Origin of the sequence: Pseudoalteromonas sp. S2893 (genome assembly GCF_005887105.1) — a bacterium.
Classification (GTDB): domain Bacteria; phylum Pseudomonadota; class Gammaproteobacteria; order Enterobacterales; family Alteromonadaceae; genus Pseudoalteromonas; species Pseudoalteromonas atlantica.
On the sequence record NZ_PNCY01000031.1, the window covers coordinates 67,205 to 92,504 of the forward strand.

Sequence of the window (25,300 nt, forward strand, 5' to 3'; positions counted from 1 at the left end):
TTAGCTACCGCTATCTAGGTTGTATTTTGGTTTTTCGTGTTTAATTCCTTTTACGGCTTCTGCAACTTCTGCTGGCATGTATTCTTCATCATGCTTAGCCAGTACTTCAAAAGCTTCAATCACGTTTGGTTCTACAAGCACACCTTGCGCTACAATACCTTGGCCTTCGCGAAATAAGTCAGGCAAAATGCCTTGGTATTTAATTGTTACTAATGGCCCGGTATCAATCAGTTTAAAGCTGACTTGTAAACTTTGTTCATTACGAATGACAGAACCCGGCACAACCATACCGCCAATACGCAACTTTTGCCCTATTTGCGGTTTTTCTTTATCTGGGCCTTTGCCGTCTATTAGCTCGCTTGGTGTATAAAATAAGTTTATGTTTTCTTGTAGTGCATAAAGCACTAGGCCTACAGAGGCACCAATACCAAACAGTACTGCAATAATTACCAATAGGCGTTTTTTACGTCTTGGGTTCATGAGATTTGTTCCTGCTTCGCTTTTTTAATTCGCGCTTCACGCGCAACTTGCTGCTCTACTGAGGCCATAATACGTTTTGTATCACGTAAAGAGCTAAATAAAATGCCCAACAAAATTAAGGCGCATGTACCAAATGAAAGCCACACGTAAAACCCGTAGCCTCCCATTGCAATAAAATCAGAAAAAGAGTCAAACTGCATAATTTACCCCTTACTTAACAAGGCTCGAACCCAAGGTCGATGCTTTTCACGTTGTAATATTTCATTTTTAAGGCGAATTAACGTTACAGTGCCCACAAACGCTGCAAACGCTAAAATATTTACCATAAGCGGCCAAAACATACTTGGGTCAATGGCTTTTGTATCAAGCTTTGTGATTGTTGCGCCTTGGTGTAGGGTGTTCCACCACTCTACGGAGTAGTGAATAACAGGTAAATTAATTACCCCTACAATGGCTAAAATAGACGCTGCGCGCCCTGCTGATTTTTTATCTTCAAAGGCATGGTAAAGCGACAACACGCCTAAGTATAAAAACAATAAAATAAGTTCAGAGGTTAAACGTGCATCCCATACCCACCAAGCACCCCACATAGGTTTACCCCATGCAGCGCCGGTAATTAAGGCAATAGCTGTAACACATGCTCCCACCGGAGCAATAGCAATTACAGCAAGTTCAGCGTTACGTAATTGCCACACTAAAGCGACAATAGCTGCTATAGCCATAGAAGAGTATGCGCCCATAGACAAAATAGCCGATGGAACATGAATGAAAATAATACGGTAGCTGTCTTTTTGTTGATAATCAGCCGGTGCAAAACCTAAGCCCCAAATCCAACCAACAAGCATACTTATAACCGTAACAACGGCAAAATAAGGCAGTAACGTATTACATAATTGATATGCGCGCTCTGCTTTTGCGTAGGGATGTAACCACTTCCACATATTAACTTACACTCACTTTTAATGCTGACGATATGGCGATGGGTGCGCACATAATAGCAACTACTAACATGGCCCCAAGAATGGCAAGCTGCCCGCTATAATCCAGCGACATAGTACTGGTATCAATGGCTGACGTTGCAAAAATTAAAACAGGAATATACAAAGGCAACACTAATAAGCTCATTAAAATGCCGCCTTTTTGTAATCCCACAGTAAGGCCAGCCCCAATTGCACCAATAAAGCTTAATAATGGCGTGCCTAATAATAATGTTAATACGGTCGCTAACAGCGCAGAGCTCTCTAAATTAAGCAATAAAGCAAATAACGGTGTCATTAATACTAATGGTAAACCGGTAACAACCCAATGCGCCGCAACTTTAGCCAACACGGTGAGTGATAGCGGGTACGATGAAGCAATTAACTGCTCCAACGAGCCATCGTTATAGTCGTCTCTGAATAATTTATCGAGTCCAAGCATGGTAGAGAGCAAAGCTGCTACCCAAATAATACCTGGCGCCATTCTATTTAATAGACCGGGCTCTGGGCCAATTGCTAACGGAAATAAAGAAATAACAATGAGAAAAAACAAGATAGGATTGATAATTTCAGCACGCTGGCGAAACGCAAGCTTTACATCTTTACTAAATACCGCACTAAACAGCAGCCAATATGAATGTTGACGAGTCATCAGTAACGATACTCCAAGGACACCGTTTGTAGGTTTTCAAACTGTGTTGTTAAATCTTGATGGGTTGTTAGTAAAATAGCGCCACCACTTTTTAAGTGCTCAGAAAAACGTTGTTGTAAAAAAGCAACGCCATTTTTATCAAGTGCAGTAAAGGGTTCATCAAGCACCCATAGTTTTGCATCGCTTAACCATAATCGCACTAAAGCGACACGACGCTGCTGCCCTGCAGAGAGCATTCTTACCGGCACATCTTCAAGGCCCACTAAGCCAAGCTTAGCTAAAATTGGATATAAGTCGGGCTCATTTGTATAGCCGTTAATGTGTAACCAATGGCGTACGTTTTCCAGTGCGCTGAGCTGCACATTGACACCGGTTTTATGGCCTATAAATAGCAGGTCTGTGGCGTACTCTTCATAATGCTTGGCAATAGCTTGCTGGTTATAAAAAATAGCGCCTTCATCAGGCACACTAAAGCCTGCGACAATACGCAATAATGATGTTTTGCCAGCCCCGTTAGGACCCGCTAATTGCATGATTTGACCGCTATTTAGGCTAAAATTAAGATCCGCAAACAAACAACGTTCTTGCTTGATGCAGGTGACGGACTTAATGTGTAACAAGATGACGTTTCTCTATGCCAAAAATTAGGCGTTAGTCTACCATAATGATAGGGTAATACGAATATTGCTTTAAAATCGATTCACGAAAATTAGCGAAAACTTGATTTAAAATAATGAATAATCCAACGCAAATCACATTATCTAATTCATTGGTTAATAACCAAAGCGCCCCGAGCACTTCGGACGAATTAGTACAATTACCCGAGCAGGTACTTGCGGCTAAAAATATTCAGTTTTCAAAAGGCTCAATTACACTCGATGTTTTAATTGATAAACACTGGCAAACACTACGCTTAGGCATAACGCATGCCCCTCAAAATACAGACAAAATAGCAAGTGCTAACATACAGCTCAGCGCTGATGGAAAGCAGCTAAATATTACTCCTAACAATACCAATATTACACTTAGCAACGCATCACAACTGCAGCGTTTTTTAAATTATGTTAGTACCGGTAGTGAAATACAAAGTAAACCTTTGCCAGTCAATGTACAGCTTTCGCCGTCACCGCAGCTTATGATACCTAACCTTAATGCCAGTATTGCAATTAACAAAGAAACCGCACAGCTGTTAAATACCGAGCAGCCATTACAGGTACTTATTAATACAACCAATAAAGGCGCACAAATAAATGTTATTAACCGCTTTGCTGACACCGTCCATACTCAAACTCTCAGCCAGCATAAAATTTCGCAGCTATTAACTAACTTACTGCCCAGCGCGCAACTACAAGCAACGCCTAAATTAGCTATTATTTCGCACCCTCAGCATAGCGGCTCGTTCACAACCCCGATAACCAATAAACAGCTTAGTGAATTGCCTAGCAAGCCCGTGGCAGTCAATATTACCAATCAAGCAGATAAGCTGCTCATTAAAACTAACTTACCTAAAATGCAGGTCGCACTTAATAACTCATTTAGTAAACCCTTTACCGACTTGGTTTTATCACAGCAGCAAAATGCAGCCAGACCCCCCGCTGATAAAACAAGCCCGCAGTTAAGTGCACAAAGCCCTATAAAGTCATGGTTACAAAGTAGCTTTAGTGATTTAAAAACGCGAATTAACGATGCCGTTAAATACTTTGAAAACAAACCCTTTGCGAGTAAAATGCCACCTTTGCAGGCTCAACAAGCTAAGCTTGATGTAAATAAAACGCCGACACCAATAAACACGCTAACAAACCCTAATTTAAGCAAGCTAAATATAACCGCAGAAGTGGCTAATCATTCTTTTACCCCTAACAGCCCTTTAGCTAAACACTTTGCGCAGCTGCCTCCTTTAGTGCAAATAACCCAGCAATTAAAGGCGAGTGTGTCGTTATGGCAATCAGCAAACAACACAGCTCAGCCCCAAGCAGTGAGCGCCCAACCAACAAATGTAAGTACGCAAGGCAACTCTTCTGCGCCGCTGAGTTTAAAAACATTACATGCCACAACTTCACAGGTAAATACTCCCAATCAACCCAGTTTGTCTCACTCACTTTTTAACACAGCTGTAAGTCAGCAGTTACAACCAACAGAGGCTAAACTTTTAACCTCGCTTTTAAATTTGCCAACAGAGAGTGAGCGCCCAAATAGTGCTTCCAACCCTAAAACATTGTTGAGTAGCCAAATTACTGACATAGCAAGTAAAGCGACACAAAATACACCTGATCTTACGCGTTTAGTAAATCAAGCTTTTAATAGAATGGTCTCCAGTACTAATGTGCACCCAGCCACCATACAACGAGAGCTTTTAAGTACCTTACAACCGCTTACTACGCCAAACGACACACTACAAAGTAGCTTTACAAAAGGGCTTGAGCAACTTGCGGTTACTATTTTAGCGGCGCCAATAATAAGCCAATCAAGTACTTCGCTAACCTTTAATAACCACACAGGCGTGGATGCCCTACTTAATGTGCTTTTACCTACTTTTAAAGTAGGTAATGGCGCGGATAAACTATTAGAGCAACTTCAACAAACACAAATACAAGAGCTTGCCCCAGAGCTGCTACAAGTTAAAAATACCCTTAGCCAAGTACAAGTAACTACGCCAAACCAACAAAGCGACACAAACCCGTTAGCACAGTTTTTATTTCCGATGAAACTTCCGCCTGAAGCGGGACAAACAGAGATAACCTTAGGGCAATATAAAAAAGCCAGTGTAGATAAAACCGAAAAAAACGTGTGGTTTGTTAGATTAAATTTTGATTATGCACAGCAAGGGCAATTACAAGTAGTGGCTGAGCTTATGGACAAAGCACTCGATTGCCAGCTGCTTGCCTCTAGCCAAGAAGTAAGTGCAATTGCACACCCTCATTTAGATAGCCTCAGGGCTAAATTAGCTCAGCATGGTTTGCAAGTAGGCGAGCTAAATTTAAAACGCGGAGATGCTAGTCATCAAGCGTTTTATCAATCGCATGCCATTATAAATATTAAGGTTTAACATGACTGACACCTCTAATTTAGCAGCAAATAATAAATCCGCGATTGGCCTGTTGTATGAAGCAGGAAGCACCCCCGCGGTAAGTGTAAGAGGGTTTGGCGAGTTGGCCGATGAAATAATCGCAGCAGCGAAACAAAAAGGCATTATGATCCACCAAGATGAAGCACTTGCTAAAACACTCTCACACTTAGAATTGGGAGAGGAAATACCTAAAGAGCTTTATTATGTTATTGCTGAATTGATTGCTTTTTCGTACGTGCTTCGTGGGCAGTTCCCACCTGGCTGGCAAGACTTTCAAGGTAAGCTAAATGTAAAGGCCTAACTAGGTGGATGAATTATACCTACCCCCTTTATTAAGTATTACTGCACATTGGTATTACGTGTAGTTAAAAGCAAAAAAGACGCTAGGCGTCTTTTTGTTTATGTAACGAAAATAATAGTTCAGCTTCAGCCCTAGGAAGCTCACACTCGCGTATCACCTCATCTAAATCTGCGCCAAGCTCAACCATTTTAACAGCACGAGAATATATTTTTGCGTCTGGGTCATCATATTTTTGGGCAGCTTGTTGTTGCATCAACTCTTGATTTTGTTGCTCAACTTCAAGTACGCGCTTACCAATACTTAAAAGCCCTGTTCTGAGCTCAGACACTTCACTGCGTAATATATGTGTTTGCTCTGAGGTATCTTTTAATTGCTGTGATACCGCATTAAGCTCCGCCGACTGTTTATTTTTTAATGCAACAATTAGCGCCAGCGATATTAAACCTATCCCTAGCGCTGTTATTGCGATACTGAGTAACAACATAATTTTAGTGGTAAAGCTTAAATATCGCTTAACTCATCCCATTCATCATCGCTAAGTAATTTATTTAAATCGACTAAAATAAGTAATTCGTTATCGCGGTTACATACACCTTGGATAAACTTAGCGCTTTCTTCGGTACCAACATTTGGGGCGCTGTCTATTTCAGAGCTGCGTAAATACACAACTTCAGAAACACTATCAGCTAAAATACCAATTACTTGCTCTTCTGCTTCAATAATTAAAATGCGAGAGTTATCAGTTGCATCTGCAGCAGGCAAACCAAAGCGTGCACGAGTATCAATAACAGTGACTACGTTACCACGTAAATTTATAATGCCAATAACGTATGAAGGTGCTCCAGGTACTGGGGCAATTTCGGTATAACGTAAAATTTCTTGCACCTGCATTACGTTTACGCCATACGTTTCTTCTTCAAGCTTAAACGTTACCCACTGTAAAATTTCATCGTTGTTATCTGCGTTTTTATTCGCTGATAATAGTCTATCTTCGCTCATGCTGTTACCCCGTAATGGTCGTTACTACTGACGGCTATCTAAGCCTTTTTCTAATAGTGCATTTAAATTATCTACATCTATTAAAGCACACATTTTTTCTTTAATAACACCGGCAAGCCAAGGGCGTTTGCCACTGTTTTTTCGCCATTTTACATCTTCTTTACTCAATGTAATGTTATTTATTAACTTTTCGGCCAATAAACCCCAGTTGCTATCGCCTAGGGTTATTAAATACTGATAATTAAGAGACGCCTCTAACTTTTCATCGTACTTTTCAGGCATTACCCAACGGGCAGTATCAACTACGTTTAGCTTTTCATCTCTATTAAGCATAACGCCTTTAAACCACTTTGGCTTACCAAATAAATGATTTACTTCACCTAATTGATGAATTCCTCCAAGCGCTTTCAAAGGAACAGCCAATGTTAAACCAGCCACTTCAAAAAACAGAGCCTGAAATTCACCTTCAAAGTAATCTTCTTGGCTATGTAATAAAGGAGCAGGTTCTGTACTTAACTGGGTTTGCACCTCAGGTGTCTCTACTGGCTCAGGCTCAATAGGTGCAGGTGGCGAAATAGTGGCGTCAGCCTCGCTATTACTCTCTTTTACTTGCAAAGAATAAAGCTGCTCGGTTACTTTTAATTGCGCTTTGGGCTTTAAAAGTACTTCGTCGTTTTGTAAGGCACTAGGTACTTGCTCAAGTAGCTTTGCTACAGGCTCAAGGTTTTCCTCAGGTTCGTCTTCGCATAATAGCGCCCCTAAGTATTGAGTCATTACTTTTTCATTAGCAAATAATTGCTTACTCATTCATTAACCTTGTCCAATTAAATAATCTAATAACGCTTTATAAGCGTAAACCCCACGCGAACGTGGGCAAAACTCTATGGGTACCTTTTGTGCAAGGCTTGCATCTCTAAACTTTGTATCAACGGGGATCACCCCTGGCCATACTTTATCTTTATATGTATTTTGTAACGTTTTGTAGGCTTCAAGCGACGCTTTTGTGCGCTTATCATACATAGTAGGGATTATAGTATATTGGTACCGTTTCGCTTGAGAGCTTTGCATTAATTCCATAGTGCGCATCATTCTATCAAGCCCTTTGAGCGCCAAAAACTCCGTTTGCACAGGCACTAAAATACGTTCGCTGGCGGCTAATGCGTTCACCATTAAAACACCTAAAACGGGCGGGCAATCAAGCAGCGCATAATCGTAATGTTCACTAATTTTTGCAAGTGTTTTTTTTAAAATTAAGCCCATTCCCGTTTTATTGCCCATGCTTCTATCGAGGGTTGCTATAGCCATCGTCGCGGGCAATATATCCAGGTTTTCCATGGTAGAGGGGCACAATGCTTGAAGTATTTCTTCACTTTGCATTGAGGTGCCGCGGGCAAAAATATCGTACACACTGACTTCTAAATCTTCAGAATCAATACCAAAATAGTACGTTAGTGAGGCGTGAGGGTCGGTATCAATGAGTAATACGCGTTTACCTTGCAAGGCCAAAATACCAGCAAGACTGACAGCCGTTGTGGTTTTACCTACACCGCCCTTTTGATTTGCTACTGTCCAAATCTTCACATTAAGTCCTAATTACTGTTCATTGCGCGTGGTGATTCTGATGCCACCATGAGGTAAACGAATTATTTTAATAGAGTTATCATCAGAGGGAAGTTCCACCTCTGGCTCAGGCGCAGCTTGTTGCACTTGCTCATCAGGCTCAGCTTCATTTTCGGTGGTTTTTTGTACTAAGCCATACTTAGAAAGCGCAATAACAACTTTACGATTCTCTGCTCGACCCGCTGCGGTGTCGTTTTCGGCAAAAGGTGAGTATTGCCCATACCCCTCGATTGCCATTCTAGCTGGGTTAATTCCTAACGTTTCTAATTCAACTAAAATAGAGGTCGCACGTGCAACTGACAACTCCCAGTTAGAGCGAAACATTTCATTGCGAATACTTTCGTTATCTGTGTAACCTCTTACCCTTATGTAGTTATCTACTGGGGCAATAATATCTTTTACAATTTTTACGACTTGCTTAGCTCGCGCATGGGCCACAGAGCTACCACTTGAGAACAGCATTCCTGAACTTAGCTCAATAATAAGCCAATCTTGATTGAGCTCTAAACTGGCTTCTCCATCACGAATTTCATCAATAAGTGCTGAATGTAATTTAGTTAACAAACTATCGAGTGGTTTACCTAAATGTTTTTGTTTTATATTGCTGGTATCACTATGCCCATCTAACAGCTCTGGGCCAGACTCCTGTTTTTGAATGCTCTCACCGTACAATATCTCTTGCTCAGGGGTAACACGGTCAGTAAGTAGCCCTTCGCCTGTCACGCCCTCACCTTGTTGCGATTGCTGCCTTGCTGATTTGTCAAAAACCTGTTCTAGGGAGTCTGAGAGGATTTGAAAACTTTCTTCTTTATTTATGGCAATGGCATACATAACCACAAAAAAGGCAAACATAATGGTCATGTAATCAGCATAAGAGACTAACCAACGTTCTGTATGTTGATTTTTTTCAGCTGATTGACGTAAGCGCCGGCGTAACATAAAAGTTACTCTACCACGACATTAGGGCGCTCTGTGCGATAAGCTTCAAGCTTTAATTCTATGTTTATAGGACTTTCGCCAAGGCTTATAGCAATCACCCCTTCGGCCATCATTTCATGGTAAAGCATTTTTTGCTCTACTCGCTGCTTAAGCTTATTGGCCATAGGTAAAAATAATAAGTTAGCTAAACCCACCCCATATATTGTTGCAATAAATGCGGTGGCGACCCCTGCTCCTAGCTTTTGAGGGTCGGTAATAAATGACATTGCTTGAATAAGACCAAGTACAGCCCCTAAAATACCTATAGTTGGGCTATATCCGCCCATGGCTTCGTACACTCTACTTGCTTCAAGTAAGCGGTCTCGTTCAAGCATTAAATCTATTTCTAAGGTGTCGCGTAGCTTTTGCTCCGAACACCCATCTACTAGTAAGCTAAGCCCTTTTGCTGCATAAGGATCTGGGTGACTAAGTGCCTCTTTTTCAAGCGCTAAGTACCCTTCCTGGCGAGCTTTATGCGACCACGTTTTAATTTGCTCTATGGCTTGCTCAATATTGTACTGGGGTGAAAAAAACACCCAATGGCTCATGCTTAGCGTTTTTTTAAAGGTGCTTGTCGCCGTTTGCAACATAACAGCCCCTAAGGTGCCGCCAAGTACAATAATAAGTGCAGGGCCATTAAATAACGCCGTGACAACGCCACCCTCTAAAGAGTAACCAATCGCTATAGCGCCCAGCGCAATGATTAACCCTAAAACAGAGAGCTTATCCACAACCAGTCTCTCTTTTTATTCTTGCTGCTACGTCGTTTAACGCTAAATGCTCAGAGGCAAGCCCAGCGTTGGCAATGGCTTGAGGCATACCGTATACCACACAGCTTTTTTCATCTTGCGCCCAAATTGTTGCGCCAGATTGCTTAAGCATTCGCGCGCCATCACGCCCATCAGCGCCCATGCCGGTTAAAACAATAGCAAGTACATCTCCTTGGTAGCTTTTGGCAACACTTGCAAAAGTAACATCAACGCTTGGTTTGTAGCTTATACGTTCACTATTATCTTCAAATACACGCAGCGTTTTGTTACCACTTCGCCCCTCTACCATCATTTGCTGTCCACCAGGTGCTAAGTAGGCTGTGCCGGCTTCTAGCCTGTCACCTTGTTGCGCTTCTTTAACGCGTATTTTGCAAAGGCTATTTAAACGTGCCGCAAACGCAGGCGTAAATGCTGCCGGCATGTGCTGAATTAACAAAATAGGGTGTGCAAAGTTAGCAGGTAATTGGGTTAATATGGTTTGTAAAGCAACTGGCCCGCCAGTTGAAGTGCCAATAGCCACTATTTGATAGTGTTTACCGCTGGCACGCGTGGGCATACTGGGTGTAGTTGTTGTCTGCACTGGGGCAGCACGTTGAAAGCTTCTATCAGGTTGTTTAAGCGAAGAGCTTGTTGTGGCTAGTTTGCTTGCAGGTGGAGCAGTAGTCTTACTAGATGTTAATGGCCTAACAGGGCGTGGTGCACGCCTGCGACCAATTTCCTTCACTTTGGCTTGCAATAACTTGATTGCATCTTCGTTATTTCGTGCAATGTCTTCAAACTTTTTCGGTAAAAAGTCCATAGCTCCGGCATCAAGTGCATCTAAAGTTGCGGTTGCACCGTCGCGGGTTAATGAAGAAAACATAAGTATTGGCGTTGGGTTACTCGCCATAATTTCTTTTACTGCGCTAATACCATCAAGCACAGGCATTTCTACATCCATGGTGATCATATCTGGACGTAACTGCGCTGTTTTTTCTACGGCTTCTCTACCGTTAACAGCAAAACCTATTACTTCAATACCGCTGTCTTGTTCAAGAATTTCGCTTACTCGACGGCGAAAAAAACTGGAATCGTCAACAACTAAAACTTTTACGGCCATTGCGCTCTCTTATTAAATTTATGTGTAGGCATACACAGGTATGCCTACATTTTATCCTGCGTAATGCTTAAGCATATTAGGTACATCCAGAATCAGCGCAATACCACCGTCAGATGTAATTGTTGCACCAGCCATTCCAGGCGTACCTTGTAATAACGCATCAAGAGGCTTAATAACAACTTCTTCTTGGCCAATTAATGAATCAACCACAAAGCCAACTTGCTGAGTACCTATTTGTACAATTACCACATGACCTTGCGCTTTTCGCTGAGAACAATCAGCACCTTTAACTAGCCAATGCTCTAAGTAAAATAGCGGTATCGCTTTTTTACGAACAATAATTGTAAGCTGACCATCTACCACATTGGTTTTGGTTAAATCTAAGTGGAATATTTCACTCACACCAGCAAGTGGTAACGCAAACGTTTGCTCACCAACAATAACCATCAGCGTAGGTAAAATAGCCAGTGTTAATGGTACTTTTATCTCTAAAATAGTCCCTACGCCCAACTCTGACTGTATACTCACAGAGCCATTAAGCTGCGTAATTTTAGTTTTTACTACATCCATGCCTACGCCACGGCCAGAAATATCAGATATCTCTTCTTTAGTCGAAAAGCCTGGTGCAAATATTAAGTTATACGTTTCTGTATCTGTTAAGCGACTTGCCTGATCATGATCAATAACGCCTTTACTGATCGCTATTTTTTTCAGTTTTTCCGCATCCATACCTGCACCATCATCTTTAATGGTTAACAAAATATGGTCGCCTTCTTGCGAAGCCGATAATGTAACGTTACCAGTTCTAGGCTTACCCGCAGCTTCACGCGCTGCTGGCATTTCAATTCCGTGGTCAACTGAGTTTCGTACTAAATGCACCAACGGATCGGCCAGTGCCTCAACTAAGTTTTTATCTAAATCGGTTTCTTCACCTACAAGCTGTAAATCAATTTCTTTATTTAAGCTACGGGCTAAGTCACGTACTACGCGAGGGAATCGGCCAAACACTTTTTTGATAGGCTGCATTCGCGTTTGCATTACTGCACCTTGAATATCAGCAGTGACCACATCAAGATTTGATATCGCCTTACCCATCGCTTCACTGTCTGTATTGGTCGCTAAACTGACCAACCTATTTCGTACTAATACTAACTCGCCAACCATATTCATTATTTGATCTAAACGCTTTGTATCAACACGTACTGTGGTTTCAGCAGGTGGAGGCGTAGCTTTTTTAGGTGCAGCGCTACTCGCTGGTTTTTCAGCCACTTTAGGTGTAGGCGCAGCGGCTTTTGCCGCCGGAGCTTGTTTTACTGCAGGTGCTGGCGTAGGTTTTGCTGGCGTTTGTGCTACAGGTGCAGCCTTAGGTGGCTGCGGTGCAGGTGTGTCAGCTTCTTTTGATTCTGGTGCGGCACCTTTACCATGCAATTCATCAAGCAGTGCTTCAAATTCATCATCGCTGATTTCATCATCACCGCTATCATTTGTAACAGCCGCTGGTGGTGCTGTGTGTTTTACTTCTGGCTCACTGCTTGAAGTATCTCCTGCAACCGGACCAAAACTACCTACACCGTGTAATTCATCTAATAAACTGTCAAATTCATCATCGGTAATATCTGAACTTGAATCTGGCTCTGCACTTGGTTGCGACACTGGGCTTTGCCCTTTGCCGTGTAGCTCATCGAGTAAGCTTTCAAATTCATCTTCTGTAATTTCATCAATTTGCGTGCTATCTGCTGAAGGGCTTGAACCTGCCACATCAAATAGTTCATCAAATGCAAATGGGTCTTCATCATCTGTTGCGCTAACGGGAGCTGCGGGTTCTTGTTCAACAACTTCGGGGGCTGTTTCAGTAAGCTCGTCATCCGTAGGCGGTTGACCAAGTTTGTGAAGGGTTTCTAATAATTGAGGGTCTGCTGGGTCTGGCTGTTCGCGGTTTTGAATAGTGGCAAACATTTCATTAATGGTATCTAGTGCTTGTAAAATCACATCCATTAATTCTGAATTAACAGTTCTAACCCCTTGGCGTAAGAGATCAAATACGTTTTCAGCACCATGACAGGCATCAACAAGCTCAGTCATAGCTAAAAAGCCTGCCCCCCCTTTTACGGTATGAAAGCCCCTAAAAATAGCATTTAGTAACTCAGTATCTTCTGGGTTATTTTCTAGCTCAACTAACTGTTCAGATAAAAGCTCTAGGATTTCTCCAGCCTCTACAAGAAAGTCTTGTAAAATATCTTCATCGACTTCAAAGCTCATGCAGTTACTCTCCTCTTAGAAGCCCAAACTTGATAATAGGTCATCGACCTCGTCTTGGTCAGATACAACATCATTTCGCGACTCTTTATCAATAATAGGGCCTTCAGGACCTGCTAATGTTTGTGCGGCAACCAGTTCTTCTGTTTCTTGTTGTTCTTTACTTTCAACAATGCTGTCATCTTGTGCAGCAAATGCTGTTAAAAGGTGGATTAAACTTTCTTCTACTTCTCTGACTAATTCAATTACACGGCGGATAACCTGGCCGGTTAAATCTTGAAAATCCTGAGCCATTAGTACATTGGTCATTAAAGTTTGCAACTCATCGGTTTTATGATGAGAGCTGTTCATAAACTTGTCGATGCTGTGGCATAAGGTTTTAAACTCGCCCAGCTCTATTTCGCGGTTCATAAGCCTATCCCAAGTAGGCTTAATATGTGCAATTTCATCTGCTAGCTGCTGCGCAATAGGAAGGCTTGCTTCGACCGCATCCATTGTCTTATTAGCTGCATTTTCTGTCATTTCCATGACATAGTTTAAGCGCTTTTTCGCATCCGGTATTGCATCAGTGGTTAAATCGGTTAAACGCGTATCAAGTTCAAAGCTTTTAAGGGCTTCGTGTAATTGGCGTGTTAACTTACCTACTTCAGCAAAAAGCTGCGATTGCTCTTGAGAGGCAGTATCTAAAATTAATTGATCAGCTTTATCTTGCTCACCGTTTTCTAAAAAAACGACGAGCTGACGAGCTTGTTCTAAAGTAATTTGAGGCGCAGCTGGTGCTGACATAAGCCTCTCCTCTCATTAACCTAAGCGTTCAAACACTTTTTCTAATTTAGTTTTCAAAGTACCAGCAGTAAATGGCTTAACAATATAGCCATTAACACCTGCTTGCGCTGCCGCTATTATTTGTTCTTTTTTAGCTTCTGCCGTCACCATTAAAACCGGAATATGTTTTAATTTTTCGTCAGCTCTAATGGCTCTTAGCAAGTCAATACCCTGCATGCCTGGCATGTTCCAATCGGTTACAACAAAGTCAAAAACCTGATTTTGCAACATAGGTAATGCTGTAGAACCATCGTCAGCTTCTTGAACATTCGTGAACCCTAGGTCACGCAACAGATTTTTTATAATACGTCTCATTGTAGAGAAATCATCAACAACAAGAATTTTCATGTTTTTATCCAAAACATCCTCCGGTGAGGTCTTAACCTATAATTTACTTACTACTAGTTTATCCAGTCATTGATTTTTGCTTTGAGCTTAATCATCGCCTGACCATGTATCTGACTTACACGCGATTCACTTACATCGAGTATATGCCCAATTTCTTTTAAATTCATTTCATCGTTGTAATACAAAGAAAGCACCATTGCATCTCGCTCTGGTAAAGACTTTATTGCCTCTAACAATGAATTATTAAACCGTTCATTTTTAACATTATTAAATGGTTTGTCTAGCGCTAAATCTTGACCTGCAGGGCTAATAACATCTTCATCTACCCCTAGGTCTTCTATACCAAGCACTTTACTGGAATTAACATCATTTAAAATATGATGGTATTCTTCTAGCGAAATATCAAGTTTTTCAGCTACTTCAGTATCTTTTGGTTCTCTATTTAAGCTATTTTCTAATTCTGTGATGGTTTCGGCTACTAATCGGCTTTTGCGGTGCACCGAACGTGGTGCCCAATCCCCTCTGCGCATTTCATCAAGCATAGCGCCGCGAATACGAATACCAGCAAACGTTTCAAAGCTTGCCCCTTTACTGGCGTCAAAGTTTTTTGAGGCCTCGATAAGGCCAATCATTCCCGATTGGATTAAGTCATCAAGCTGAACGCTAGGAGGAAGACGAGCTATTAAATGGCACGCCACTTTTTTGACAAGCGACGCGTGCTTTTCAACAATCACATTTAAATTTTGTGTTGATTGATATCCCATAGCTCTTTTCACCGATGTTGTCATAATCAGCCGTTTACTAGCTTCTCAATGAAAAACTCTAAATGTCCTGAAGGTTGATTAGGTATAGGCCATTTTACTGCTTTTGTCGCTAATGTTTTAAACGCGACTGCTGCTGGTGAATTAGGGAAAAGATCGACAATTACTTTTTGTTTGCGCGTAGATTTACGCATATTTTCATCATATGGAATAGTCGCAACAAGCTCCATAGACACATCTAAAAAGCGGTCTGTTACTTTAGAGAGCTTTGCAAAAAGCTCTTGGCCCTCGCGCATACTGCGCACCATGTTTGCAACAATTTTAAATTTATAAACGCCATGCTCGCGGCTAAGTACTTTAATAAGCGCGTAGGCATCAGTAATAGAGGTCGGCTCGTCACACACCACCACCATGACATCTTGCGCTGCACGAGAAAAACTCAGCACCATGTCAGAAATACCAGCGGCGGTATCTACAATTAAAATATCAAATTCGGTATTAAGCTCACTAAAGGCACGAATTAACCCAGCATGCTCAGATGGGGTTAGCTCCACCATACTTTGCGAGCCTGATGTAGCAGGCACGATTTTAATACCGCCTGGGCCTTCAACTAAAATCTCGTCAAGTTCGCACTCGCCTGAAAGGACATGAGATAAGTTTTTTTCAACACGTAGTCCTAGCATTACATCACAATTAGCTAGGCCTAAATCGGCATCTAATACTAATACACGATTACCCTGCTGCCCTAAAGCAATAGCAGTATTTAAAGAGACGTTGGTTTTACCCACTCCTCCTTTACCGCCGGTGACAGCGATAACTTTTACGCCGTTGTTGTTGTTTTGACTCATTTTGCGCAGGCCGCTTGCTTGATCTAATACTGTGTTAATCATACATCCCTACTGTGCTTGACGCCACTGCTTGGTGTCTTGAATGTTGTGCTTTTGCTCTTTTTAAATACAATTGCTCAGCTTTTTTTACTAGTTTTTCAGCATTTGCAACGCGAATATCTTCTGGTACACGCTGACCATTAGTAAGATACCCTATTGGAAGGCGATTTTGAATCGCTATACTAATAATCTCACCTAAACTTAATGATTCATCTAACTTAGTGAAAATACAACCGCTTAGCTGAACCTTTTTAAAATGTCTTACGGTTTCTTGCAGTACATTTATTTGTGCTGTGGCACTTAATACCAAATAACTACGTATATCCACTCGCTGGTTGCGCATTAACGTATTTAATTGCTCTGTAAGGCGTAAATCACGTTGGCTCATACCCGCTGTATCAATTAATACTAGACGCTTATTGCGTAAATGATATAAAACTTCAGCTAATTCATTGGCATCTTTTACTTGTTTAACACCACAACCAATAATACGACCATACGTTGCAAGCTGCTCATACGCACCAATTCTGTATGTATCAGTGGTGATTAGGGCAACTTTGTCGGCGCCATACTTTTGTGCGCCTAATGCGGCAAGTTTAGCAACTGTGGTTGTTTTACCTACACCAGTAGGCCCAACAAGGGCATACACACCCCCTTGGCGAAGAATTTCGTTATTGGTGGTTTGCATTTGATCTTCAACCATTTGCAATAATGCTTTCCAACCTTGCTGACGCGATACGTCATCTGGGATAAAACACGCCATTTGCTCTGCAACGTCTTTATCTATTCCCATCCCAACTAAACGGTCAATCATGCATGCACGTGTAGGGTCACGACGTGCCATATCTTGCTGCATTAAACCCGATACTTGGTGTTCTAGTAACTGGCGAATTGCGTTCATTTCATCACGCATCGCGCTCATTTGGGCGCTTTCGTTGTTATTAGCTTGAGGACGCGGAGCCACAGGCGCATCTAAATCGTCAAAGTCTTGATCTAAGTCATCAAAGCCTAGGCTGTCTGCTTGGGTTTGCATGCGTTTTGGCGCTTCATTTTCGCGTGCAAACATATTTGTCGTACGTGGCTGTGCTGGCTCTTGGTAATGCTCAGACGTATCAATACCTGATTGCGAAAACATAGAGGCTAGCTCAGGAGAGCGAGGGCGTGGCGACTGGCGCTCTAATAAAGCTTGTAAGCTATCAGCTACTTTTGCTTGTGGCTCAGGTTGCGCACGCTTAGGCTCTGGCTTTACAAAGTTATGAGTAGGCTGTTGCACGGCTCTTTGCGGAGCAGGCGCTGCCTGTGGTTGCGCTGCGGCTTTAGGGGCTGCTTTGTCGTAATCTACTGCGGCAACAATTTCTACACCATTAGCGAGTTTTTTGTTCGACATAATAACGGCATCAACACCTAGCTCATCTTTAACTTCTTTCAGTGCGGTGCGCATATCTTTGGCAAAAAAACGTTTAATCTTCATGGTTCAACCCCTGTTAAAATCTTTATTGTTGGCCTACTGAGCTGACAATCTTGATCTGTCTTTCATCTGGTACCTCTTGATAAGACATCACCCTTAAACCCGGTATGGTGTACTTAACAAAACGAGATAACACAGTGCGTAACATTCCTGACGTTAGCAATATTGAAGGTTCTCCGGCCATTTCTTGATTCTGATGCGCTTCGTTTAATGATGTTTGAAGTCGCTCAGCAAGGCTTGGTTCTATTCCGGCACCTTCGTCGCCTGCATTTTGTAATGACTGATGCAACATCTGTTCCAACTCAGGCGCCAAGGTTATGACAGGGATTTCTGATGACATTCCCACAGCGTCTTGAACTATTAAACGGCGCAGCGAAATACGCACTGCAGCTGTTAAAACATCGGCATCTTGGCTACGTGGGCCGTACTCTACAAGGGTTTGAACAATAGAGCGCATATCACGAATAGCCACACCTTCGTTTAATAAATTTTGCAGTACTTTTACAACGGTTGTCAGTGGTAGTACTTCTGGCACTAACCCTTCTACTAAACGTGGATGGCTTTTAGCTAACATATCAAGCAGGTTTTGAACCTCCTCATGCCCTAGTAATAATGCGGCACTGTTAGTTAATAACTGGCTAATATGGGTGGCTACCACAGTGGCTGAGTCAACCACGGTGTAACCTAGTGACTGTGCTTCGTCTTTTTGATCAGGCTTTATCCACACCGCATCTAGGCCAAATGCTGGGTCTTTGGTTTCAACCCCTTTAATCGGGCCAAATACTTGCCCTGGGTTGATGGCCAGTTCATCGCCATGTTTGAGTTCGCCTTCACCACTTGAAACCCCCATCATGGTAATACGGTACGCATTAGGGTCTAACTCTAAGTTATCGCGAATATGTACAGGCGGTACTAAAAAGCCAAGCTCCTGAGATAACTTTTTACGCACCCCTTTAATTCGGTTGAGCAGCTCACCACCTTGAGATTGGTCAACAAGCGGAATAAGCCTGTAGCCAACTTCTAAGCCAATAACGTCAATTTGTTGTACATCGTCCCATCCAAGCTCTTTTTGCTCTTGCTTGTTTGCAACGCCAGTACCGGCAACGGCACCACTTTCAGCCTCTTGGGCTGCTAGAGCAGCGGCTTTTAATTTTTGCTGCTGAGTAAAGTAAGCTAAGTAGCCAAGTAGTGCGCCTAAACTTAAAAAAGCAATATGAGGCATACCCGGAACCAACCCCATAATGATTAAAATACCTGAGGCGATAAATAATGATTTTTCGTTACCTAATTGGGCTTTAAATTGCTCACCCATGTTATGTGATTCGTTTTGGCGAGTAACAACAATAGCAGTACCAATAGAGAGCAGTAATGAAGGAAGCTGCGCCACAAGGCCGTCACCAATGGTAAGCAAAGTATATACTTCCATTGCGCGGCTAAAGCTCAAGTCATGTTGGATCATGCCCACAAATAAGCCGCCAACAATATTAATAATTAATATCACGATACCGGCAATGGCATCGCCTTTTACAAACTTACTCGCCCCATCCATAGAGCCGTAAAAGTCGGCTTCGCGGGTTACTTCGCTGCGGCGCTCACGTGCTTGCTCTGCACTAATAAAGCCAGCGTTTAAGTCTGCATCAATCGCCATTTGCTTACCCGGCATAGCGTCTAGCGTGAAACGAGCCGATACTTCAGAAATACGCCCTGCACCTTTGGTTATTACTACAAAGTTTATGATGATCAAAATTAAAAACACCACTAAACCTACCGCGTAGTTTCCGCCAATAACCACTGAGCCAAACGCTTCAATTACCTTACCAGCCGCATCGCCCCCGTTGTGACCCTCAAGGAGCACCACGCGTGTACTGGCAACATTTAGGGCTAAACGCATAATTGTAGCGATTAACAATACCGCGGGAAACATGCCAAATTCGAGGGGTTTCATGGTGTAAACAGTCACCAGTAAAACAACTAAGGCAAGGGCAATATTAAATGAAAATAATATATCAAGAAGAAATGGCGGCAGCGGTAAAATAACCATACCCAGCGCTGCAAGTACTAATAGCGGTGTGCCAACACCTTTGGCATACTCTTTTTTATCTTTGTTAAGTTGTTGTAATACCGCTTTAAAATCCATAACTCTACAATTCAATAAATTGACACTAGCCTGAATTTGCAATAACTATTCCAAGTATAGAGTCAGCAATAGATTCATTGGGTATTGATGCAAAATTTAAAGCAAGTGAGAGACAAGAGCGTATGGGCTTTATGGTTTGAATTTGCAGCCCCGTGTTGGTATTTAGGCAAGGCGCCCCTGTAAAGTGTGGTTAGCTCAGCTTACCCTAATCGTATTTAAAATCATCCGGAATAGGCAGTTTAGACTTAAGAGGGATGGGGCGCTTTCCGCGGCCTTTTTTAAACCGTTTAAGCTGAAATACATAGGCTAAAACTTGCGCTACAGCGGTAAATAGCTGATCTGGGATCTGTTGGCCTATTTCAGCAGTATGATAAAGCGCCCGCGTAAGCATAGGAGATTCTACAATCGGTACTTCGTTACCTTTGGCTATTTTACGAATTTGCATAGCCATTTCATCTATCCCTTTGGCAAGTACAATCGGTGCACCTGCTCGCTCAGTATCGTATTTTAGCGCCACAGAATAGTGAGTAGGGTTGGTTACAATTACGTCGGCATCGGGAACATCTTGCATCATTCTTCGCTGCGACATTTGCCTTTGTGTTTGCCTAATGCGCGCTTTAATTTGCGGATCACCCTCTGAGTTTTTGTACTCGTCTTTGATCTCCTGCATGGTCATTTTAAGTTGTTTGTTGTGGTTATAACTTTGATAAGGCGCATCTATTGCGGCAATAATCACCAAGGTGCACGACAACCCTAAAAACATCCACGAGAGTATTTCAAGGGCATGTATTATATTACTAGGTGCGCTTTCAATACTTAAATGCAAAATTTCATCAAAAAAAGTTTGAATCAAAAACACCGCAAAAATAGCCACCAGCGCAAACTTTAATATAGACTTTACAAGCTCTATCGCTGCTTGTGGGCCAAACATACGTTTAAAGCCCTTCATTGGCGACATTTTACTGGGCTTAGGTGCCGCGGCTTCCCAACTAAAATTAAAGCCGCCTAGTAAGGTATTTCCTATAAATGCTGCAATAACAATAATTAAAACAAACATCGCCATAGGAAACAGCAACGCACTGGCCACCTCACTCCACACCGCAAACATTTTAGTGGTGTCGTAGGTTTCACTGCGATTTAAAGACAGCATCCTGCCCATAATATTGTATAAGCCTTTGCCTATTTCGGGCCCATACAACAGCAACGAAATTGCAGAAAAAATAAGTACAAACATAGTCCCTAGCTCTTTTGAGCGTGCTATTTGACCTTTCTTTTTAGCATCTTCGAGCTTTTTGGAGGTGGGTTCTTCTGTTTTTTCTTGTCCTGAATCTTCAGCCATTGCCCCTCCTACACCGTACAGCCAACAAGGCTACACATTAGCTCAATCATTTTTAACCACTGAAACTCAAATTGGGTTACAAAGTTACCCAAGGTAGCCCAAATAATCATTAAACCGGCAACTAATGTAAACGGAAAACCTATTGAGAAAATGTTTAATTGCGGTGCTGCGCGGGTCATAATACCAAATGAAATATTAATAATGAGCATGGCCGTAAGGGGGGCTAAAGCCAATACCAATGCAGTGGTAAACATCCAGCTGCCCCACGTTACTATGTCCCAGTAATGATCAACAGCCCACCACTGGCCGTTTATAGGCAACACCGAAAAACTATGCACCACCATTTGAATCATCATTAAATGGCCATTAAAAACAAAAAATAACAAGGTCGCTAAAATTAAGTAAAACTGGCCAACTGCAGGCACACTCGCACCATTTGAAGGGTCTATAACAGAGGCAAAGCCCAAACCGGTTTGCATTGCCAGTATTTGCCCAGCAAGCACAAAGGTATTTAGCATTAGCGTAGAGGCAAACCCTATCGCAACACCTATCAACATTTGCTGAATAACCACCAGCACCATTTCAAAAGAAAATAAATTAGTAAATGTTGCTGGAGGCAGCGCTGGCACCACTAAAAACGTTACCACTACCGCCAATCCCATTTTAATGCGCGTAGGTACGTTTTGTGCGCCTAAGCCCGCCATAATCATGATCATAGAGCTGATGCGAACTAAAGGCAGTAAAAAATCACTTAACCATTGAATAACAACAGAAAAAGGAAATTCCACAATTAGCCTGCAATTTCAGGAATGAGTAAAACCAGGCGGGTAAAAAAGTCCATTAGCTCTTGAGTAAGCCAATGCCCACCTACAATAAGTGCCCCAATGGTAATTAATAAGCGCGGTAAAAAACTTAGGGTTTGCTCATTAATTGAGGTTGCCGCTTGGAACACCGCCACCACTAAACCAACAAGTAAACCGGGTACCACAATAGCTGATACCAGCTTAATAACTAAAAACAGTGCATCGCTAAGAATATCAACAAAAATTTCTGGTTCCATGTTGTACTCCTAATGTTTAAAAGTGCGAATGTAAAACATGGTTTATGTACCTAGTCCAAAGCTTTTAGCTAACGTGCCCATTACTAGGCTCCAGCCATCGACCAGTACAAATAACATTATTTTAAAAGGCAAGGACACTATCATGGGCGAGAGCATCATCATACCCATGGCCATTAATACCGAGGCAACCACTAAATCCACAATTAAAAACGGTATAAAAAACATAAAACCAATAATAAAGGCGGTTTGTAGTTCACTGGTCACAAATGCAGGTATTAACACAATAAGCGGTGTGGCCTCTGGCGAATCAAGCTGCTCATAACCTGCTATTTTGGCAAACGTTTCTAAGTCTTTTAATCGTACCTGCGAGAGCATAAAGGCCTTCATGGGCTCCTTTGCAAGTTCTAATGCTTGTACCGAAGTAACTTGTTCATTTAAATAGGGTTCTATCGCACGCTCGTTAACTTGCTGATAAATAGGCGCCATAATAAAAATACTTAAAAAAAGCGACATCCCTAATAAAACTTGGTTTGAAGGTGTTGATTGTAAACCAATGGCTTGGCGCAAAATAGCCAGTACAACAATAATACGGGTAAACGAAGTCATCATAATTATGGCGGCAGGAATAAAGCTCAGCGCCGTCATAATTGCCAGTACTTGCAAGGTTACAGAGTAATCTTGCGTCCCGTCGGCATTGGTTGTAATGGTTAGAGCGTCTATGCCCTCTGCACTGCTTGCAGCAGGTACAAATAACACAGCTAAAATAATCAGCAGCCACTTTATCATAGGGTTAATTCTTTTTATTTTGATTCGTTTGCGGGTTTAGTAGTTTGCTAAATCGCTTAGCAAGTTCTGGCAGTTCTTTTTCACTTAACGGCGTGTCTAATTTATGTAAGTAGTTAATACTGTGCGGGGTGACCCCTAATAAATGCTGTGCATTATCTATTTCAACCACCATTAAGCGCTCTCGTGAGCCAAGCGGTAAGCTTCGTACCACTTTAAATTCTTCGCTATTAGCTAAATTTGGATTAAGTTTTTTAACAAAAAATGCCAGCACTACAATCAGTACTAGCACCGCAACCAACGACAACACCATAGACAAAATGTCGGCCGTAGGTGTTAACGTTTCTGCCTTTGTAAATACTGAGTTTGTTAAAGCAGCAAGGGAGCTCATCGTAATTTTTTGATCCGCTCTACCTGGCTAATAACATCCGTTAAACGAATACCAAATTTATCATTCACTACAACCACTTCGCCATGGGCAATGAGCGTACCATTTACTAATACATCCAGTGGTTCACCGGCTACGCGGTCTAGTTCAACAACAGAGCCTTGGTTTAGCTGCAGTAAGTTACGAATATTTATTTTAGAGCGCCCTACTTCCATAGAAATAGTCACAGGAATATCTAAAATTGTATCGAGTTTACGCTTTTCGTCACCGCTAAGCTCATGTTTAGCATCACTTAGTTCATCAAGCTCTGCTACATGCGCTTCGGCGCTCTCATCACCGCCTTCGGCTTCAGCTAGGGCTGCTGCCCATTCGTCCATTGTGTCTTGATCATCGCTCATACTTTTAACCTTTTAATCAATTACCAGTCTAAGTCTACACCGTCAGAAAGGTGTAAATCATCTTCTAGTTCTGCTAATTCTGCATCTGAATCAATTTTCTTGCCGCCTTTGGTAAATACATGCAGCTCAGATTTAACTGAATCAGGGCGTTTAATTTTTTCACTAATTTGTAGCGCAACGTTATCGCGAGAACGACCCATTTTAGCTCTAAATGTAGGTAAATCCTCAACAAATACCGTAATATGCTCTGGCATTTCTACCGGTATAATATCGCCCGCTTTAAGTTCCATTATTTGTTTAAGAGACAAATCCACCTCAAGAAGTTGAGTCGACATATCCACCTCAACGTCCATAATTTCATCGCGTAAAGCTTTGCTCCAGCGCAAATCGGTGTCTTCTGTATCCGATTGTACACCCGCATCTAATAGCTCTCTAATGGGTTCAAGCATTGAATACGGCAAAGCGATGTGAAAATCGCCACCACCGCCATCTAATTCAATATGAAAAGAGCTAATAACCACAACCTCAGTAGGGCTCACAATGTTAGCCATTGCTGGGTTTACTTCTGAATCGAGGTATTCAAACGACACGTCCATAACCGGTGCCCATGCTTCTTTGTAATCTTCAAAGATAATTTTTAGTAGCATTTGCACGATTCGACGTTCGGTAGGGGTAAATTCGCGGCCTTCAATTTTGGCATGGTAACGCCCGTCACCACCAAAAAAGTTATCTACCAAAATAAACACTAAACGTGCTTCCATGGTGATAAGGCCAGTGCCTTTTAGCGGTCTAAAACGCACCATATTTAAACTTGTTGGTACAAATAAGGTATGAATGTATTCGCCAAATTTAATCATTTGTACGCCATTAATCGACACCTCTGCGGTGCGGCGCATCATGTTAAATAAGCTTATTCGCATATGACGAGCAAACCGCTCGTTAACAATTTCCAGGGTCGGCATGCGACCACGCACGATCCGATCTTGCGAAGAAAAGTCGTACTGTAATGTACTGCCTTCGCCGTCTTCACCTTCGTGTATATCTTCCTCTTCGACTTCATCAACGCCGTGTAAGAGTGCATCAATTTCGTCTTGGGATAATAAATCGCTCACGCTAGCCCCTTATTGCATCACAAAGCCGGTAAACAATACCCGCTCAATTACTTTAGTGCCTTCAACATCATTTAGCGCCGCTTGCACTTTTTCAAGCGCAGTAAAGCGTAATGTTTCTTTGCCTGCACTGGTGCTGAGCTCATCAGCTGTGGTGGTTGAAAACACGCTTAATAAGGTGCCTTCAATCAGTGGGATGTGCTTTTTAGCGGTTTCTTCATTTACATCGCCACGCACAAGTAATTGCACTTTTATTTGTACAATTCTATCTCTGCTTGACCCAGGTACATTAAACACAAAGGGTCTTGGCATAGCAACATACAAGGCACTGCCCATTTCGGCTGAAGAGCCTGAAGGTGTAGCCGAATCGCTTTGCGCTGCAGTTGTTGTTTCTTCATCTAATGTTTCAACGGGTGCATCATCGCCCGCCATAAAAAAATAGCCTGCACCACCGCCAACAACAAGCAGTACTGCCACTATGATTATGATCAGCTTTTTTTTGCTTTTACCGGTTTCTTCTATTTCTAAACTTGTTTCTTCGGCCATTGTGATTCCTTTTTTAGCAAAGGTACTTGCTTGTTTTAGTTATTATAATAGC

The 25,300-nt window shown here is 42.1% G+C and carries 29 protein-coding genes; 2 read left to right on the forward strand and 27 right to left on the reverse strand.

All coding sequences use genetic code 11. The features are described 5' to 3' along the window. From ccmE to ccmA, 5 genes are read right to left on the reverse strand one after another with little or no spacing between them, the layout of a single operon-like run. The gene (gene ccmE / locus CWC04_RS15065) at positions 1–480 is read right to left on the reverse strand and encodes a cytochrome c maturation protein CcmE (protein WP_004588324.1); all 480 of its coding nucleotides are present in this window, start codon (positions 478–480) and stop codon (positions 1–3) included. After that, positions 477–680, reverse strand: a complete 204-nt coding sequence (ccmD, locus tag CWC04_RS15070; protein WP_004588323.1) for a heme exporter protein CcmD — start codon at positions 678–680, stop codon at positions 477–479. Before ccmD ends, ccmE begins: the two co-directional genes overlap by 4 nt. 3 nt (positions 681–683) lie before the next feature. Next, on the reverse strand, positions 684–1,421 hold the full coding sequence (locus tag CWC04_RS15075) for a heme ABC transporter permease (protein WP_004588322.1): 738 nt from the start codon (positions 1,419–1,421) through the stop codon (positions 684–686). Between the two features lies 1 nt (position 1,422). Beyond that, on the reverse strand, positions 1,423–2,109 hold the full coding sequence (ccmB, locus tag CWC04_RS15080) for a heme exporter protein CcmB (RefSeq protein ID WP_004588321.1): 687 nt from the start codon (positions 2,107–2,109) through the stop codon (positions 1,423–1,425). Continuing rightward, a complete protein-coding gene (gene ccmA / locus CWC04_RS15085) occupies positions 2,109–2,729 on the reverse strand; it encodes a cytochrome c biogenesis heme-transporting ATPase CcmA (protein ID WP_138685815.1) in 621 nt (206 codons plus the stop codon). The genes ccmB and ccmA overlap by 1 nt, the downstream gene beginning before the upstream one ends. 113 nt (positions 2,730–2,842) lie before the next feature. Here ccmA and fliK point away from each other — a divergent pair, with 113 nt between their 5' ends. Further along, positions 2,843–5,155: a flagellar hook-length control protein FliK gene (gene fliK / locus CWC04_RS15090; RefSeq protein WP_138685816.1), complete on the forward strand. Its 2,313-nt coding sequence runs from the start codon at positions 2,843–2,845 to the stop codon at positions 5,153–5,155. 1 nt (position 5,156) lies between these two features. Then, a complete protein-coding gene (locus CWC04_RS15095; protein WP_138685817.1) occupies positions 5,157–5,477 on the forward strand; it encodes an EscU/YscU/HrcU family type III secretion system export apparatus switch protein in 321 nt (106 codons plus the stop codon). A gap of 82 nt (positions 5,478–5,559) precedes the next feature. Here CWC04_RS15095 and CWC04_RS15100 read toward each other — a convergent pair whose 3' ends face one another. From CWC04_RS15100 to fliL, 22 genes are all read right to left on the reverse strand, one after another. Further along, entirely contained in the window at positions 5,560–5,961 is a 402-nt protein-coding gene (locus CWC04_RS15100) for a DUF2802 domain-containing protein (protein ID WP_138685818.1), read from the reverse strand. 17 nt (positions 5,962–5,978) lie between these two features. Continuing rightward, positions 5,979–6,476 (reverse strand): chemotaxis protein CheW, encoded by a 498-nt coding sequence (locus CWC04_RS15105; RefSeq protein ID WP_004588316.1) that lies wholly within the window; start codon positions 6,474–6,476, stop codon positions 5,979–5,981. A gap of 24 nt (positions 6,477–6,500) precedes the next feature. Continuing rightward, positions 6,501–7,283 (reverse strand): chemotaxis protein CheW, encoded by a 783-nt coding sequence (locus CWC04_RS15110; RefSeq protein WP_138685819.1) that lies wholly within the window; start codon positions 7,281–7,283, stop codon positions 6,501–6,503. Between the two features lie 3 nt (positions 7,284–7,286). Next, the gene (locus tag CWC04_RS15115; protein WP_138685820.1) at positions 7,287–8,057 is read right to left on the reverse strand and encodes a ParA family protein; all 771 of its coding nucleotides are present in this window, start codon (positions 8,055–8,057) and stop codon (positions 7,287–7,289) included. A 12-nt stretch (positions 8,058–8,069) separates the two neighbouring features. Then, positions 8,070–9,035 carry a flagellar motor protein MotB gene (locus CWC04_RS15120; protein WP_138685821.1) on the reverse strand — a complete coding sequence of 322 codons (966 nt, stop codon included), beginning with the start codon at positions 9,033–9,035 and terminating at the stop codon, positions 8,070–8,072. A gap of 5 nt (positions 9,036–9,040) precedes the next feature. Continuing rightward, positions 9,041–9,805, reverse strand: a complete 765-nt coding sequence (locus CWC04_RS15125; protein ID WP_004588312.1) for a flagellar motor protein — start codon at positions 9,803–9,805, stop codon at positions 9,041–9,043. Then, positions 9,798–10,943 carry a protein-glutamate methylesterase/protein-glutamine glutaminase gene (locus CWC04_RS15130; RefSeq protein WP_029773813.1) on the reverse strand — a complete coding sequence of 382 codons (1,146 nt, stop codon included), beginning with the start codon at positions 10,941–10,943 and terminating at the stop codon, positions 9,798–9,800. Before CWC04_RS15130 ends, CWC04_RS15125 begins: the two co-directional genes overlap by 8 nt. 51 nt (positions 10,944–10,994) lie before the next feature. Further along, positions 10,995–13,202 (reverse strand): chemotaxis protein CheA, encoded by a 2,208-nt coding sequence (locus tag CWC04_RS15135; RefSeq protein WP_138685822.1) that lies wholly within the window; start codon positions 13,200–13,202, stop codon positions 10,995–10,997. Between the two features lie 15 nt (positions 13,203–13,217). Next, the gene (locus tag CWC04_RS15140; RefSeq protein ID WP_055015934.1) at positions 13,218–13,985 is read right to left on the reverse strand and encodes a protein phosphatase CheZ; all 768 of its coding nucleotides are present in this window, start codon (positions 13,983–13,985) and stop codon (positions 13,218–13,220) included. A gap of 15 nt (positions 13,986–14,000) precedes the next feature. Then, positions 14,001–14,384, reverse strand: coding sequence for a chemotaxis response regulator CheY (gene cheY / locus CWC04_RS15145; protein WP_004588308.1), 384 nt, complete (start codon positions 14,382–14,384; stop codon positions 14,001–14,003). 41 nt (positions 14,385–14,425) lie between these two features. Beyond that, positions 14,426–15,136 carry an RNA polymerase sigma factor FliA gene (locus CWC04_RS15150; RefSeq protein WP_024032309.1) on the reverse strand — a complete coding sequence of 237 codons (711 nt, stop codon included), beginning with the start codon at positions 15,134–15,136 and terminating at the stop codon, positions 14,426–14,428. 26 nt (positions 15,137–15,162) lie between these two features. Next, the gene (locus tag CWC04_RS15155) at positions 15,163–16,023 is read right to left on the reverse strand and encodes a MinD/ParA family ATP-binding protein (protein ID WP_054983003.1); all 861 of its coding nucleotides are present in this window, start codon (positions 16,021–16,023) and stop codon (positions 15,163–15,165) included. After that, positions 16,016–17,491 carry a flagellar biosynthesis GTPase FlhF gene (flhF, locus tag CWC04_RS15160; RefSeq protein ID WP_055253170.1) on the reverse strand — a complete coding sequence of 492 codons (1,476 nt, stop codon included), beginning with the start codon at positions 17,489–17,491 and terminating at the stop codon, positions 16,016–16,018. Before flhF ends, CWC04_RS15155 begins: the two co-directional genes overlap by 8 nt. Before the next feature lie 22 nt (positions 17,492–17,513). Next, positions 17,514–19,625 carry a flagellar biosynthesis protein FlhA gene (flhA, locus tag CWC04_RS15165; RefSeq protein ID WP_024032312.1) on the reverse strand — a complete coding sequence of 704 codons (2,112 nt, stop codon included), beginning with the start codon at positions 19,623–19,625 and terminating at the stop codon, positions 17,514–17,516. A gap of 205 nt (positions 19,626–19,830) precedes the next feature. Next, on the reverse strand, positions 19,831–20,964 hold the full coding sequence (flhB, locus tag CWC04_RS15170) for a flagellar biosynthesis protein FlhB (RefSeq protein ID WP_054983002.1): 1,134 nt from the start codon (positions 20,962–20,964) through the stop codon (positions 19,831–19,833). Positions 20,965–20,972: 8 nt separating this feature from the next. After that, entirely contained in the window at positions 20,973–21,752 is a 780-nt protein-coding gene (gene fliR / locus CWC04_RS15175; protein WP_004588302.1) for a flagellar biosynthetic protein FliR, read from the reverse strand. Between the two features lie 2 nt (positions 21,753–21,754). Next, entirely contained in the window at positions 21,755–22,024 is a 270-nt protein-coding gene (gene fliQ, locus CWC04_RS15180) for a flagellar biosynthesis protein FliQ (RefSeq protein WP_004588301.1), read from the reverse strand. Positions 22,025–22,066: 42 nt separating this feature from the next. Beyond that, positions 22,067–22,810 (reverse strand): flagellar type III secretion system pore protein FliP, encoded by a 744-nt coding sequence (fliP, locus tag CWC04_RS15185; protein WP_004588300.1) that lies wholly within the window; start codon positions 22,808–22,810, stop codon positions 22,067–22,069. A gap of 4 nt (positions 22,811–22,814) precedes the next feature. Then, complete coding sequence (fliO, locus tag CWC04_RS15190; RefSeq protein ID WP_004588299.1) at positions 22,815–23,198, reverse strand: flagellar biosynthetic protein FliO; 384 nt, start codon at positions 23,196–23,198, stop codon at positions 22,815–22,817. Continuing rightward, positions 23,195–23,593 (reverse strand): flagellar motor switch protein FliN, encoded by a 399-nt coding sequence (gene fliN, locus CWC04_RS15195; RefSeq protein ID WP_004588298.1) that lies wholly within the window; start codon positions 23,591–23,593, stop codon positions 23,195–23,197. The genes fliO and fliN overlap by 4 nt, the downstream gene beginning before the upstream one ends. Positions 23,594–23,613: 20 nt before the next feature. After that, on the reverse strand, positions 23,614–24,705 hold the full coding sequence (gene fliM / locus CWC04_RS15200; protein WP_138685823.1) for a flagellar motor switch protein FliM: 1,092 nt from the start codon (positions 24,703–24,705) through the stop codon (positions 23,614–23,616). 9 nt (positions 24,706–24,714) lie between these two features. Further along, complete coding sequence (gene fliL, locus CWC04_RS15205; protein ID WP_004588296.1) at positions 24,715–25,248, reverse strand: flagellar basal body-associated protein FliL; 534 nt, start codon at positions 25,246–25,248, stop codon at positions 24,715–24,717. Positions 25,249–25,300 lie beyond the last annotated feature (52 nt).